Origin of the sequence: Actinoplanes sp. NPDC051513 (assembly GCF_044454685.1) — a bacterium.
Lineage (GTDB): Bacteria > Actinomycetota > Actinomycetes > Mycobacteriales > Micromonosporaceae > Actinoplanes.
The window spans coordinates 924,145-937,858 of record NZ_JBITDW010000001.1 but is presented as its reverse complement, the minus strand read 5'-3'; the positions used below and the strand labels follow the sequence as shown (position 1 = coordinate 937,858).

Genomic DNA, 13,714 nt, shown 5'->3' with positions numbered 1-13,714 from the left:
GGCCCCCCCAAAGGGGGGCGCCCCCCCCCCCCCCCCCCCGCCCCCCGGGGGGGGGGGGGGGGGCCCGGGCCCCCCCCCCCCCCCCCCCGGGGGGGGGGGCGGGGCGGGGGGGGGGGTGGGGGCCCCGCCGCCCGGGGCGGGCCGGGGGGGCCCCCCCCCCCCCCCCCCCCCCCCCCCCCACTCCGTTCACCTCGGCCAGCGTGGTCGGGCTGCTCGGCCTCGACGACCGCAATCCCTCCTCGGTGGTCGGCGCGCTGGCGGCGGCCCGCGAGAACGCGCGTGGCGCCCGCGAGACGGTCTCCTCCGAGATGTGGGAGTGCCTCAACTCCACGTGGCACGGCCTGCCCAACGCCCGGCGGCGGGTCGAGCAGCAGGGCGTGCACTCGTTCTTCCGCTGGGTGCGGGAGCGCTGCGCGGTGATGGCCGGCCTGACCGACGCCACCATGAGCCGCGACGAGGGCTGGCTGTTCCTGGTGCTCGGCCGCAGCGTCGAGCGCGTCGACATGACCGCGCGGCTGCTGCGCACCCACGAGAGAGCGGGTGGGAACATCCCCAGCTGGATGACTCTGTTGCGGTCGAGCGGGGCCTGGGAGACCTTCTTGCGTACGTATCGGGGCGCGCTCGACGATCAGCACGCGGCCGAGTTCCTGCTGCTCGACCGGCTGTTTCCGCGCTCGGTCTTCGCGGCGCTGTCCACGGCCGAGGGCTGTCTGTCCGATCTGGAGCCCGACCCGGGACGGGCCGGCGTCGCCACCGACGCGCAGCGGATCGTCGGGCGGGCACGTACCAACCTCGAGTTCCGCGGCGCGGACGAGCTGATCGGTGAGATGTCGACGGTGCTGGCCAGCCTCGAGAAGACCTGCTCGCAGGTGAACGACGCGGTGTCGCGGCGATACTTCCGCCAGACGACGGCGGTCAACTGGGTGCGGGGGGCCGTCGCGTGACTGTTGATTCGTGGCGGTTGCGCATTCAGCACAAGAGCGGCTTCGACTACGCAGGGGCGGTGTCGTCGTCGTACAACGAGGCCCGCATGTGGCCGCGCAACGAGACCAGGCAGGCGGTGCTCGACGCCCGGGTCGAGGTGTGGCCGCCTGCTCGTACGTACCGCTACGAGGACTACTGGGGCACGGTCGTGACCGCGTTCGACGTGCACGCCAAGCACGAGGCGCTCACCGTCACGGCAACGTCCACGGTGGAGACGCTGCCGGCGGGCGACCTGGCGCCGACCGGGTTCGCCTGGGAGGCGCTGAGCCTGCCCGAGAACGTCGACCGCTGGTACGAGCTGCTGCTGTCGACCAAGCGGACTGGGCTCGACTCCTCGCTGCGGGAGATCGTGGCCGATATCAAGGCGGCGCACGCCACCCCGCACGCGGCGGCGCTGGCGCTCTGCGAGTTCGTGCGCGGCGAGGTGACGTACCAGCCCGGCGCGACCGGCGTGCAGAGCGACGCGCTCCACGCGTGGGAGCAGCGCAAGGGTGTGTGCCAGGACATCAGCCACCTGACCGTCGGCATGCTCCGCGAGATGGGCATGCCGGCCCGGTACGTGTCGGGCTATCTGCACCCGTCGCCGTCGGCCGGGATAGGCGACAGCGTGATCGGGCAGAGTCACGCCTGGGTGGAGTGGTGGGCGGGCCGGTGGACGGCCTTCGACCCCACCAACGGCGTGCCGGTGGGCGAGCGCCACGTCGTGGTCGGGCGGGGCCGCGAGTACGGCGACGTGCCCCCGCTCAAGGGCGTCTACGCCGGCCCGCCGAGCACCGGCCAGGGCGTCGAGGTGACCATCACCCGCCTGCGCTGAGCGCGGGCAACGGCGGGCCGGCCGCCCTCACCCCAGAACCACCGCCACCGCGGCGGCGATGAAGACCAACTGCATCGGGGTGCGGACGGCCAGCGGAGTGGCCGGGCGGCCGAGACGTTGGCCGGGAACATCAGGATCATCGGCAGGTCGGGGCGGGCAGGCTCGGCGGAACCATCGCGATCAGGTCGTTGCGGCGGCCGAGGCCGAAGTGGGCCAGGCCGGTCAGCACGAACATCAGCGCGAGGCCGGCCCGACGGCATCTTGTCAACGGCAAGTTAGAATCCGGGCATGGCGAAGCAGACCTACCACCACGGCGACCTGCGCCGGGCCCTGCTGCAGGCCGCCGACGAGGCGATCACCGAGCACGGTGTGGCCGCGTTGAGCATGCGCGACCTGGCCCGCCGCGCCGGCGTCTCGCACGCCGCGCCCACCCACCACTTCGGCGACAAGGCCGGTTTGCTCACCGCGTTCGCTACCGAGGGTTTCGAGCAGCTGGCCAAGGCGCTGGCCACCTCACGCCTGGCCAGCAACAGTTTCCTGGAGCTGGGGGTGACCTACGTTCGCTTCGCCGTGACCCGCCGCGCGATGTTCGAGGTCATGTTCCGCCCTGACCTCTACCACCCCGACGATCCAGAGTTGCTGGCCGCCCGAGCGAAGTCGGCCGACGCGCTGTACGCCGCCGTCTCGGATTTCCCCGACAGCATCCTGGCCACGCAGCCCCACTCGCCGGCGTCCACAGCCGCCCCCGCGCGGGGCCTGCGTGCCGCCGAATCGGCCGTAGCGGCCGGGGCCACCGCCGGGCGGCCCGGCGGGAGGAGCAAGCCCACAACGGCACGCCCCGCGAGGCCCGGGACCGCCGCAACCGCCCCGCCCGAGGTGCGCAGTGCCGGCCTGGCCGCCTGGTCGATGGCCCACGGCTTCGCCACCCTCTGGCTGACCGGGGCCTTCCCCGACCGCGACCTCGACCCCACCGACATGGCCCGGCACCTGTTCACCGAGCTCAACCGCGACTACGCCCCCTAGCGTGGACGCGCCGGGATGCCGACCGGCATCAGCGCGGCCGAACCCCCAACGCGGCGCCTCAGTCGATCGTGCAGATCACCGTGCCGGCCGTGACCGTCGCGCCCACCTCGACCGTCAGCCCCGCCACCGTGCCCGAGCGATGCGCCTGCAGCGGCTGCTCCATCTTCATCGCCTCGACCACGACGATCGTGTCGCCCTCTTGCACCTCGTCGCCGTCGGAGACCGCGACCTTCACGATCGTGCCCTGCATCGGCGCCGCCAGGGCCGCCGCGCCACCCGCGGAGGCCGCCGCGGCGCCGCCGCCGGACCGGCGCGCGGCCGGACGTGCGGGCGCGCTTCCACCCGTACCGGTGAAAAGGCTCTTGGGAAGGCTCACCTCGAGCCGCTTGCCGCCCACCTCGACCACGACGGTCTCGCGCTTGGCCGGCGGAGCCGCCGATGCGGCCGAAGCCGCGTCGAACGGCGGCACCCCGCCCGCCCACTCGGTCTCGATCCATCTGGTGTGGACGGTGAACGGCTCGGAGGTGAAGGCCGGGTCGCGCACCACCGCTCGATGGAACGGCAGCACGGTGGCGATGCCCTCGACGACCGTCTCGTCGAGCACCCGGCGGGAGCGCTCGAGCGCCTCCGCACGCGTCGCGCCCACCACGATGATCTTCGCGAGGAGCGAGTCGAAGTTTCCGCCGATCACGCTGCCCGACTCGACGCCCGCGTCGACCCGCACGCCCGGCCCGAGCGGCCAGGTCAGCGCCGTGACCGTGCCCGGCGCCGGCAGGAAGCCGCGACCCGGATCCTCCCCGTTGATACGGAACTCGATCGCGTGCCCGCGCGGCGCGGGGTCTTCGGTCAGCGCCAGCGCTTCGCCGTCGGCGATGCGGAACTGCTCGCGTACGAGATCTAGCCCCGCTGTTTCCTCGCTGACCGGGTGTTCGACCTGGAGGCGGGTGTTGACCTCGAGGAACGAGATGGTGCCGTCCTGGCCCACGAGGTATTCGACCGTACCGGCGCCGTGGTAGCCGGCCTCGCGGCAGATCGCCTTGGCGCTCGAGTGGATCTGGGTGCGCTGAGCGTCGGTGAGGAAGGGGGCCGGCGCCTCCTCGACCAGTTTCTGGTGGCGGCGCTGGAGCGAGCAGTCGCGCGTGCCGACCACGATGACGTTGCCGTGCGTGTCGGCCAGGACCTGGGCCTCCACGTGGCGGGGGCGATCGAGATAGCGCTCGACGAAGCACTCGCCCCGCCCGAAGGCCGCCACCGCCTCGCGGGTCGCGCTCTCGAACAGCGCCGGGATCTCTTCGAGGGTGCGCGCCACCTTGAGGCCCCGGCCGCCGCCACCGAACGCCGCCTTGATCGCCACGGGCAGCCCGTGCTCTTCCGCGAAGGCGACGATCTCGCTCGCGTCGGCGACCGGCTCGGCCGTGCCGGCCACCAGCGGCGCGCCCGCGCGCTGAGCGATGTGCCGGGCCGTCACCTTGTCGCCGAGGTCGCGGATCGCCTGCGGCGTCGGGCCGATCCAGGTGAGGCCCGCGTCGAGTACGGCCTGAGCGAAGTCGGCGTTTTCCGACAGGAAGCCGTAGCCCGGGTGCACCGCGTCGGCGCCGCTGCGCGCCGCGACGTCGAGCAGTTTGTCGATGCGCAGGTAGCTCTCGGCGGCGGTGTCGCCACCCAGGGAGAACGCCTCGTCGGCGAGCCGGGCCGGGAGACCGTCGCGGTCGCTATCGGCATACACGGCGACGCTGGCGAGACCGGCGTCCTGGCAGGCCCGGATGACCCGGACGGCGATCTCGCCTCGGTTGGCGATCAATACCTTGCGCACGGCCTGAGCTTAATGGCAGACACCGACAGTTCTACTCTTAAGTAGTGTCCGCTACGCGCATGATGATCCTCGGGCTGGTGCAGTGGATGCAGCCCGTGCACGGCTACGACGTGCGGCGTGAGTTGCTCAGTTGGAGTGCGGACAAGTGGGCCAACGTGCAACCGGGCTCGATTTATCACGCATTGCGCAAGCTGGCCGAGGAGGGCCTGCTGCACGAGGTGTCAACCGAGCAGGTCGCGGGTCGCCCGGCCCGCACGAGCTACGAGATCACCGACAAAGGCCGGGCCGAGTTCCAGTCGCTGCTCCGGAACTCCTGGTGGAACCTCGCGACGCCGCCCGACCCGTTCATGGCGGCGTTCTCCTTTCTGCCGGCGCTGCCCCGCGAGGAGGCCGCGGCGGCGCTGCGTAACCGGGCAATTCAGTTGCGCGCGACCGTGCAGCAGTTGGAGGCTGCCTCTCAGGCCGAGTGGGCCGACCAGAAGCCGGTCTACGTCGCGTGGATGTGGGAGCTGAGCGTCGTCCGGGCCGAGGCCGAGATCTCCTGGTGCGAGCGCACGGCGGAAAAGATCGCGGCGGGCGAGCCGTACCTGCCCGGCGACGCCACCTACGAAGAGTGGCCCCGCGACGCTTAATCAAGTTTGACTAGTAAAACTTGAATAACCTACGCTGCCCGCATGATAGAGACTCGCGAGTTGCGCAAGTCGTTCACGTCGCGCCAGGGGCGCGTGAAGAAGATCGTCGAGGCCGTACGCGGCGTGGACCTCGACGTGTCCGAAGGAGAGATCTTCGGGTTCCTCGGCCCGAACGGGGCCGGCAAGACCACCACGCTGCGCATGCTCGCCACGCTGATCGAGCCCGACGGCGGCACCGCCACGATCGCCGGCGCCGACCTGCTGAGCAATCCCGCCGAGGTGCGCCGCCGGATCGGTTACGTCGCCCAGGGCGGCAGCACGTGGGACGACTCCACCGCGCGCGAGGAGCTGGTGCTGCAGGCGCGCCTTTACGGCGCGAGCAAGGCGACGGCCCAGGCCCGTGCCGCGAGCGTGCTCGAGGGTTTCCAGTTGAGCGAGTACGCGGACCGCAAATGCAAAACCTACTCGGGCGGCCAGCGCCGACGGGTAGACATCGCGCTCGGCATCATCCACGAGCCCAAGGTCGTCTTTCTGGACGAGCCGACCACCGGTCTCGATCCGCAGAGCCGCGCGCACATGTGGGACGAGATCCGCCGTCTGCGCGCGGAGGGCATGACGGTCTTCATCACCACCCACTACCTCGACGAGGCCGACGCGCTCTGCGATCGCATCTCCATCATGGACAACGGCGAGATCGTCGCCTCCGGCACGCCCGCCGCGCTGAAACGCGAGATCTCCGGCGACGTCGTCCGGGTCGGCCTGCCGGTCGCCGCGGTTGCCGCCGCGGCAGCCGCCCTTGCGGCCTACAAGATCGAGACGTACGACGACAACGTGCGCCTCTACGTGGATGACGGGGCGACCGCGATTCCGCAGATCCTGCGTGCCCTCGACGCGGCGGACGTTCCGCTGGGTGCGATCGAGCTGCACCGTCCCAGCCTCGACGACGTCTTCCTGACCAAGACCGGCCGATCCCTGCGGGAGAGCTGACCCATGAAGCTTCTGCGTGACACTTCGCTGATCTTCCAGCGCCAGATGCAGTTGCTGCTGCGGAACCCCGTCTGGATCTTCGTGGGCGTCTTCCAGCCGGTGATGTATCTCCTGCTGTTCGCGCCACTCCTGAAGCCCGCGCTGCAGGTGAGCTCCAACGCCGAGGCGTACGAGATCTTCGTGCCCGGTCTTCTGGTGTTGCTCGCGATCTTCGGGGGCCTGTTCCAGGGCTTCGGCCTGATCGCGGAGCTGCGCGCCGGGGTGATCGAGCGTTCCCGGGTGACGCCGGTCAGCCGCTTGGCGTTGCTGCTCGGCCGGTCGTTGCGCGACGTGGTCTCGCTGATCGCCCAGGCCGTGATCATCACGCTGCTGGCGCTGCTCTTCGACCTGCGGGTGGTTCTCGGCAACCTGCTGCTGGCCTACCTGATGCTCGCGCTGATCTCGCTGATGACCTCGGCGCTCAGCTACGGGGTGGCGCTCGTGGTGAAGAGCGAGGACGCGCTCGCGCCGCTGATGAACACGGTGGCCCAGCCGGTGCTGCTGCTGTCCGGGATTCTGCTGCCGTTGACGTACGCGCCGGGTTGGCTCCAGGGGGTCGCCGACTGGAACCCGTTCTCATGGGCGGTCGATGGGACACGCGCCCTGTTCCGGGGCGATCTGGGCGCGCCGGCGGTTTGGCAGGGCCTGCTCATCATGGCCGTGCTGGCGGCGGCGGCCGTGGGGTGGGCGGCGCGGGAGTTCGCCCGCAGCGTTCGCTGAGGCCCGCCTTTATGCGCTTCATGCGCTTTATGCCCGCCAGAGCTCGGTGATCGAGACGTCCATTTCGATGAGGAGTTTGCGGAGGAGCGGCAGCGACAGCCCGATGACGTTGCCCGGATCGCCTTCGATCCGCTCGACGAAGGCTCCTCCGCGCCCATCGATGGTGAACGACCCGGCCACGCTGAGCGGCTCATCGGTCGCGACGTAGGCCGCGATCTCGGCATCGGTGATGTCGGCGAAATGCACCACGGTCGTGCCTACGGCTTCGGCCTGGCGCCCGCTGACCAGCCCCGTGATGTGGTGCCCCGTGTGCAGCACCCCCGACCGCCCGCGCATCATCACCCACCGCTTGGCGGCTTCTTCCGCGTCGGCCGGCTTGCCGAAGACCTGCCCCTCGAAGGCCAGCACCGAGTCGCACCCGAGCACCAGAATCCCCGGATCGGCCGGCAGCTCGGCCGCGACGGCGCGCGCTTTCATCCGCGCCAATGCGAGGCTCAGCTCATAGGCGTCCGCAGCCTCGACGACGGACTCATCCACCCCACTGACCATTACTTCAGCCTCGATCCCCGCGGCGCTGAGTAGAGCCCGCCGGGCGGGACTGGCCGAAGCAAGGACAAGCCGGTAGTCGACGTCGTTTCCCACGCCCCCGAGGCTACAAGCCCCACCCATGCCGAAGGGGTGCAGAACCCCGCGATTCAGCCCAGAGTTTCGGTCCAGCGTTTCCGCCCAGCGTTTCCGGAGCTCAGAAACTCCGCCGCCGCCGGACCACCAGCAAGGCGATGACGCCGCCCGCCACGACCAGCCCGGCAAGCACCCCGAATATCAGCGGAGTGCTGCTCGACGCCGGCTCGGCGTCGTCGGCCTCCGGCTGGGCGGCGGCAGTGGTAGCGGCCGGGTCGATATATCCGGCCTTACCATTTCCGGTCGCGCTCGCTGCAGGTGCGGCAGCGGACGCGGAAGCGCTTCCCAGCGGAGCCACGTCAGCGGTCAGCGCCTTGACGACGTTCAATTTGCCGTATCCGCATTCGTCGTCCCGTCCGGCTGGACCGATATCGTCGGCGGTTGCTTCCAGGCGATGAACAACCTCAGGCCCCGACATTCCAGGAAACTTCGATCTCACCAGTGCAACAGCACCTGCAACGATGGCGGTCGACAGGGACGTCCCATCGGCGTCGGCATATCGGTCTTTGGGCTCGGCGGTGGTGATGTCAACGCCGGGTGCGCAAATATCAACCCTTTTGTCAATGAGTGACAAAGAGGCGTGGTTTCCGCTTTTGTCGACCGCTCCAACGGCTATTACACCCTCGATCGCCGCAGGATAACCGATGACGCTGTCCTGGCCAGTATTTCCGACGCTGGCTACAACGACGACGTCATCATCAATCGCGTCGTTGACTGCATCGATCAGTCCCGCAGATGGCCCGGTAGCGGCGGATATGTTGATAACCTTCGCGCCGTTGTCCACGGCCCAGCCTACGCCCTTTATCGCGCCATCGAGCGACAAAGCGTTGCCTTTGTCTGCGATCTTGATCGGTAGTATTTTGGCAGACGGCGCCAGCCCGAGAACCCCGGAGTCGCCGTTCTTCCCGTAGGCTGCGATCAGCGCTGCCATGTTGGTTCCATGGCCGTCTGGATCCGTGCGTCCGTCGCCCTTTCCGCCTGGCAGGAAATTTGCTCCTGCCAAGACATTTCGCTTAAGGTCGGGATGGGGGTACACGCCCGTGTCCATTACGGCAACCGTTACGCCTGATCCCTTGCTAAGAGCATGGGCTTGCGCAATGTTCAGACTCTTTAGGTACCACTGATCGTTGCGGACACCATCAGCGTAGGCGGGTGCCGCCGGAAGCCCGACGACGGCCGCAAGGGTGAGAGCCCCTGCGGCCGCGGCAATTCGGGAACGCATTTTGTCAGCCGAGTCCAATCGCTGGTCCCGGGTCGACACGCTGCACCTGGGGCGGCAACACCACGGGGTCGACACCCTCGGCGGTTTCCCACGGATTGTCGGGATCCCAGTGAGCACCTTCCGCCTCGTCGCGACGACCGGACCGTCGACCGGCGCCCTGCCCGTACATGCCGGCACCGGCGGGGTGCTCAGCGGCGGACATGCCGCCTACGGTGCCGCGGCGCGATCCAAGAGAACTTCCGCCTTCGCCAATCACGCCACCTACCGGGTTGATGCGCGCTGCGGCGCGACCAGCACCCGATTGGCCGACTCCGATGCCAGGGGTGCCGCGCGTCGGCCCGCCGCCGACCGGCATCCCGCCGATCACGCCATTAGGTGCCATGCCGCGCAGCCCGCCCTCGGGCAGAGTGGCCCCGGGCCGTATGAGTCCTTCACGGGGTGCGGCTCCTCTACGCCCGACGCCCGGCGTGGTCGGAGCAAGGGGCGAGGGTCCCCCGGGCAGCAGACCAGTGCTCGGCGGAAGCAGGCCGGGGTTGGGCAATGGGCCGCCGCCGGGGATGGTCGGAGTGATCGGGCTGATACCCGGCGCGGTTGGCGTCGGCAATGTCGGCTGGGCCCCGCCCAAGACAAGCCCGGGCTGCGCCGTGCCCACGCTCGGCGGCGTAACCGGCGAATGAACTGTCGTCGGCGTCGAGGTCGGGAAGATCGTCGTGCTCGTCGATCTGGTAGTGCTGCCGCCGCTGTCGTCGGAGAAGCTCGGTGTAATCGGCGGGATTGGGGGAGGCGTATAGGTGTCCCCGTCCCTAACGGCCTTGTTGTCCTCGCGGTCTCCGAACTTGGTATACGGCGCCGGCCGGACGATTCGGGCCTGGGCCTGGGCCAGGTCTGTGCTCACGCTGCTGAGCAGCGTGGCCGCCTGGCGGCGCAGCTCTTCCTGGCGGCCGGGGGCGACCGGTGGCTCGTCGCCGCTCGGGCTGGGGCTCGGCGTTGCTGTGGTGCTGTTCTGCTCGGCCTGCTTCTTCGCGTTGTACGTATTCAGCGCGGTCTGGTTGCTCTGGTACTCGGCGTAGATCTTGTTCATCTTGACCTGGGCCTGGTAGATCGACCCGGTCGCCGAGGAGATGGCGTCGTGGTTGGTGAGCGACGCCTCGTACGTGTCGGACAGGTTCTTGATGAGCTCGTCGAGCCGGGCCAGGTAGGCCGCCGACGCCGAGCTCTTCTCGGGAGGCCAGGCGGACGCGAGGTTGTCCCGATATTCCTGCACCTGGAAACGGTGCTCGCTCAACAGCTCGGACGATTTCTGCCAGCCGCTGACCAGGTCCCACTGCGCGTCGGTGTTGGGGTTCTGGATGAGCTCCTGCATCTTGTCGAGGGTCATCGACTCCCACGGGGTGCCACCGCCACCGCCACCTGCATCGAGCATCAGGCCACTCCCTCGCCGGACTGGTCGGCCGGGATGCCGACCCGGTCGAAGGCCTTGTCGACATCGCGCACCTTCGCGTGGGCGAAGGCGTCGGTGCCGCTGTACGTCTTGCTGATGTCTTCCGCGGCCGACGCGAAGCCCTGCGTCCCGTTCGCGTAGTTGTAGACGTTCTGGTGGGCGACGTCCGCCGCTTCGTGGTGGACGAACAGGAACGTGAGCAGCTCGATGAACTCGCTCGGCGGGTCGGGAAGCTTGGTGGACATCGCGTCGGTGACCGTGGAGAGGTGGGGGGCGTAGCTGTCCTTCACGTTCGCGGACAACTTGGTGGCGAACTGTTCCATCGCCTGGATGTCAGCCTCGATCTGGCTGAAGTCCGTGTACCCGTAGTCGCGCAGCCACGCGGGGCCGCGGTCCTCCTCTGGAATCACTTGTTGCCCTCCCCCGAACCGAACCATGCGAACGCCGTACACCGGCGACGCATAGGTGAGCGTAGTCGGTCATTGCCAGCCACGGGGAGCCCACCTCGACGCCTGTGGACGGTCGAAACCCTTCCGATATCGATCGATGATCGAGGATCTATCGGGGGAGGGCGGAGCGGCGCCAGGAAAGCGGGCGCATCGACGGGCGTGCGGACATTGTCCACGCCGAGGGCGCGGTGGGCGGGGAAATTGCATCCATCGAGGTGGATCGGGCGGCCAGGATCGCGGCCAAAGCGGCCAGCTCGTGATCGGTGGGAGTGCCGCGCACTACTCTGACCAGGGGTTCCGCATCCATCGACCGAGCGTACGACCTTGGTGGGGTTGTCCGGTGACACGAATCCCACACTCGGCTGATCGATTCGCTGTCGCTGGACATGACCGGGTATTTTCTGCGTGATGTCTTCTTCTCCCCCTGCCGTTGTCGCTGACCGTTACCGGCTTGTCTCGCCGCTCGGTCAGGGCGGGATGGGTCGCGTCTGGCGGGCGACCGATGTTGTCCTCCACCGTGATGTGGCCATCAAGGAGCTGGTCCCGCCGCCCGGTCTGACGCCGGGCGAGCGGCAGGAGATGCGTGAGCGGTCGCTGCGCGAGGCGCGCGCGATCGCCCGGCTCAACCACGTCAACGTGGTCCGCGTCTTCGACGTTCTGCGTACGGACGCCGACCCGTGGATCGTCATGGAGTACGTGCCGTCCCGCTCGCTGCAGGACACGCTGGCCGCCGAGGGGCCGTACAACCCGGTGCGCGCCGCCGAGATCGGTCTCGGCGTGCTGGGCGCCCTGCGCGCCGCGCACCGGGCGGGCGTGGTCCACCGCGACGTGAAACCGGGCAACGTGCTGATCGGCGCCGACGGCCGCGTCGTGCTCACCGACTTCGGCCTGGCCACCGTGCCGGGCGACCCCAACGTCACGCGTACGGGCTTGGTGCTCGGCTCCCCGGCGTACATCGCGCCGGAACGTGCCCGCGACGGCACGGCCGGCCCCGCCGCCGACCTCTGGTCGCTGGGCGCCACCCTCTACGCCGCGGTCGAGGGCGCTTCGCCGTTCGCCCGGCCCTCCGCGATCGCCACGCTCGCGGCCCTGGCGACCGAAAATCCGCCGCCCGCGCGCAACGCCGGCCCGCTCAAGCCGGTGCTCAACGGCCTGCTCCGGAAGGACCCGACGCACCGGATCAACGCGGACGAAGCCGAGCGCCTGCTCAACCGCGCCGCCGGCCGTCGTTCCAAGCTGGCGTTCCCGATGAGCCCGACCATGCGCCGCCCGGGCGTGGGCCGCGACCGGCCGAGCGGCCTGATGGCGCCGACCGGCTCGACCCCGGTGGTGCCGGGTCCGCGTCCGCCCGTTGTGCCGGCTCGACCGGTCGATCCGCCGGGCCGTCCGCCTGTGTCGGGTGGCCGCCCGGCGGCCGGCGGTGGCCGGCCGCCGGTCTATGTGCCGGGCAAGGCGCAGGTCGGCCCGGCCGCCGAGACGCCGACGAGGATCGACGGTCCCAAGGTCGACGCTCCACGTCTCGACGCGACGCGGGTGGACACGCCGCCGGTCCGCGACGAGAAGACGTCCAAGATTTTCGGTACGAGGGGCAGGCCCACAACCGCACCCGGGCAGCCGCCCGCCGCTGGTCAGGGCCAGCAGTCTCCGGCGACGCAAACGAGTCGTGGCGAGCCCGGCGGTTTCACGGCGGCCGACGTCGCCGCCAACCGTCGCCGCCAGGCCGCCCCCGAACACGAGCAGTCACTGGCCGACGCGACCGCGCTGGTCAGCCGCGTCGACACCCCGGACGCCACCACCGTGGTCGGCGGCCCCGCCATCGACGCCACCACCGTGGTCGCCCCGCCCGCCGACGCCACGACGGTCCTCGGCGCGCCCAAGAAGGGCTCGCAGAAGAAGAAGGCGCCCGCCAGGACCACCCCGGCCGAGGCAGCGACGGCCAGGGCAGCAGAGACCGCGCCGACCGAGGCAAGGACGGCAGCGCCCGAGGCAACGCCGACCGAGACGACGCCGGCCGAGGCAACGCCGCCCGAGACGACGCCGTCCGAGGCAACGCCGCCCGAGACGGCGCCGTCCGAGGCAACGCCGGCCGAGACGGCGCGGGCCAAGACGACGGCGGCCGATACGGCGCGGGCCAAGACGACAGCGGCCGAGACGGCGCGGACCAAGACGACAGCGGCCGAGACGGCGCGGACCGAGGCCAAGCCGGCCGAGGCGGCGACGGCCGGGGCGCGGACGACGGCGACCGGCGCGAAGCCGGCCGGGACGACGCAGGCCGAGACCAAGTCGGCCAAGGCGACAGCGACCGACGCGAAACCGGCCGATTCAGAGGCCGACGCGCAGGCCGTCGAGGCTGGGCCGGCGGGGGCCGAGGACACCGAGGCTCCGCCCGCCGCGAGCCCAGCCGAGGCCGGGGCAACCCTCGCCGAAGCCGAAGCCGAAGCCGATGCCGATGCCGATGCCGCGGTCGGCAGCGTGGCCACCGCGCCCGCCCCAGCCGCCGACGAGGACGCCCGGAACAGCGAACCCGAGGCCGCCGCCGGCACGCTCGACGACAGCGAGACGGCGAGCGGGACCGAGAGCGAGACGGCGACCGGGACCGAGAGCGAGACGGAGAGCAGGAACGGCAACGAGACCCACGCCGAGCCCGAGCCGCCGAGCAAGAGCGAGAGCCAGAGCGAGACCGGCACCGAAAGCGACGGCCGGCCCGCAGCCGATTCGACGGATAAATCAGAAAAGTCCGAAAAGGCGGCCGCCGTCTCGGTCCCTCTGGCCCGCTCCGGGCAGTCCAAGCGCGACCGCCGGACGAAGCAAGCCCAGCCAGCGAACCCCCAGCCGGCACAGCCCGCCGATGAGCAGCGCGCCGATGAGCAGCCCGCCTACGAGCCCGCTCAGGCCGACGCCCCCGACGA

At 70.3% G+C, this 13,714-nt stretch carries 13 protein-coding genes and 1 pseudogene; 7 read left to right on the top strand and 7 right to left on the bottom strand.

The genetic code is table 11. The features are described from left to right. Positions 1-200 precede the first annotated feature (200 nt). Positions 201-944 carry an alpha-E domain-containing protein gene (locus ACIA5D_RS04560; protein WP_396028414.1) on the top strand — a complete coding sequence of 248 codons (744 nt, stop codon included), beginning with the start codon at positions 201-203 and terminating at the stop codon, positions 942-944. After that, positions 941-1,798, top strand: a complete 858-nt coding sequence (locus ACIA5D_RS04555) for a transglutaminase domain-containing protein (protein ID WP_396028413.1) — start codon at positions 941-943, stop codon at positions 1,796-1,798. Before ACIA5D_RS04560 ends, ACIA5D_RS04555 begins: the two co-directional genes overlap by 4 nt. Positions 1,799-1,934: 136 nt before the next feature. On the opposite strand, the gene ACIA5D_RS04550 is transcribed toward ACIA5D_RS04555, so the two are convergent. Further along, positions 1,935-2,066 (bottom strand): hypothetical protein, encoded by a 132-nt coding sequence (locus tag ACIA5D_RS04550; RefSeq protein ID WP_396028412.1) that lies wholly within the window; start codon positions 2,064-2,066, stop codon positions 1,935-1,937. A gap of 20 nt (positions 2,067-2,086) precedes the next feature. Between ACIA5D_RS04550 and ACIA5D_RS04545 the strand changes: the two genes are divergently transcribed. After that, a complete protein-coding gene (locus ACIA5D_RS04545) occupies positions 2,087-2,821 on the top strand; it encodes a TetR/AcrR family transcriptional regulator (protein ID WP_396028411.1) in 735 nt (244 codons plus the stop codon). Between the two features lie 58 nt (positions 2,822-2,879). On the opposite strand, the gene ACIA5D_RS04540 is transcribed toward ACIA5D_RS04545, so the two are convergent. Next, complete coding sequence (locus ACIA5D_RS04540; RefSeq protein WP_396028410.1) at positions 2,880-4,634, bottom strand: acetyl/propionyl/methylcrotonyl-CoA carboxylase subunit alpha; 1,755 nt, start codon at positions 4,632-4,634, stop codon at positions 2,880-2,882. A 44-nt stretch (positions 4,635-4,678) separates the two neighbouring features. Here ACIA5D_RS04540 and ACIA5D_RS04535 point away from each other — a divergent pair, with 44 nt between their 5' ends. From ACIA5D_RS04535 to ACIA5D_RS04525, 3 genes are read left to right on the top strand one after another with little or no spacing between them, the layout of a single operon-like run. Further along, positions 4,679-5,266, top strand: a complete 588-nt coding sequence (locus ACIA5D_RS04535) for a helix-turn-helix transcriptional regulator (protein WP_396028409.1) — start codon at positions 4,679-4,681, stop codon at positions 5,264-5,266. Positions 5,267-5,308: 42 nt separating this feature from the next. Next, on the top strand, positions 5,309-6,253 hold the full coding sequence (locus ACIA5D_RS04530; protein WP_396028408.1) for an ATP-binding cassette domain-containing protein: 945 nt from the start codon (positions 5,309-5,311) through the stop codon (positions 6,251-6,253). Between the two features lie 3 nt (positions 6,254-6,256). Continuing rightward, positions 6,257-7,012 carry an ABC transporter permease gene (locus tag ACIA5D_RS04525; protein WP_396028407.1) on the top strand — a complete coding sequence of 252 codons (756 nt, stop codon included), beginning with the start codon at positions 6,257-6,259 and terminating at the stop codon, positions 7,010-7,012. A gap of 27 nt (positions 7,013-7,039) precedes the next feature. On the opposite strand, the gene ACIA5D_RS04520 is transcribed toward ACIA5D_RS04525, so the two are convergent. The 5 genes from ACIA5D_RS04520 to ACIA5D_RS04500 all read right to left on the bottom strand — a co-directional run bounded on the left by ACIA5D_RS04520 (position 7,040) and on the right by ACIA5D_RS04500 (position 11,112). Then, positions 7,040-7,654, bottom strand: coding sequence for a Maf family protein (locus ACIA5D_RS04520; protein ID WP_396028406.1), 615 nt, complete (start codon positions 7,652-7,654; stop codon positions 7,040-7,042). 100 nt (positions 7,655-7,754) lie between these two features. Beyond that, complete coding sequence (locus tag ACIA5D_RS04515) at positions 7,755-8,915, bottom strand: S8 family serine peptidase (RefSeq protein ID WP_396028405.1); 1,161 nt, start codon at positions 8,913-8,915, stop codon at positions 7,755-7,757. Positions 8,916-8,919: 4 nt separating this feature from the next. Then, positions 8,920-10,293 carry a hypothetical protein gene (locus ACIA5D_RS04510; protein WP_396028404.1) on the bottom strand — a complete coding sequence of 458 codons (1,374 nt, stop codon included), beginning with the start codon at positions 10,291-10,293 and terminating at the stop codon, positions 8,920-8,922. A 44-nt stretch (positions 10,294-10,337) separates the two neighbouring features. Further along, entirely contained in the window at positions 10,338-10,766 is a 429-nt protein-coding gene (locus ACIA5D_RS04505) for a hypothetical protein (RefSeq protein ID WP_396028403.1), read from the bottom strand. Between the two features lie 148 nt (positions 10,767-10,914). Next, on the bottom strand, positions 10,915-11,112 hold the full coding sequence (locus ACIA5D_RS04500) for an acyl-CoA carboxylase epsilon subunit (RefSeq protein WP_396028402.1): 198 nt from the start codon (positions 11,110-11,112) through the stop codon (positions 10,915-10,917). Positions 11,113-11,213: 101 nt separating this feature from the next. Between ACIA5D_RS04500 and ACIA5D_RS04495 the strand changes: the two are divergent. After that, positions 11,214-12,470 (top strand): annotated as a pseudogene (locus tag ACIA5D_RS04495) (serine/threonine-protein kinase); the annotation flags it as partial. Positions 12,471-13,714: the final 1,244 nt, after the last annotated feature.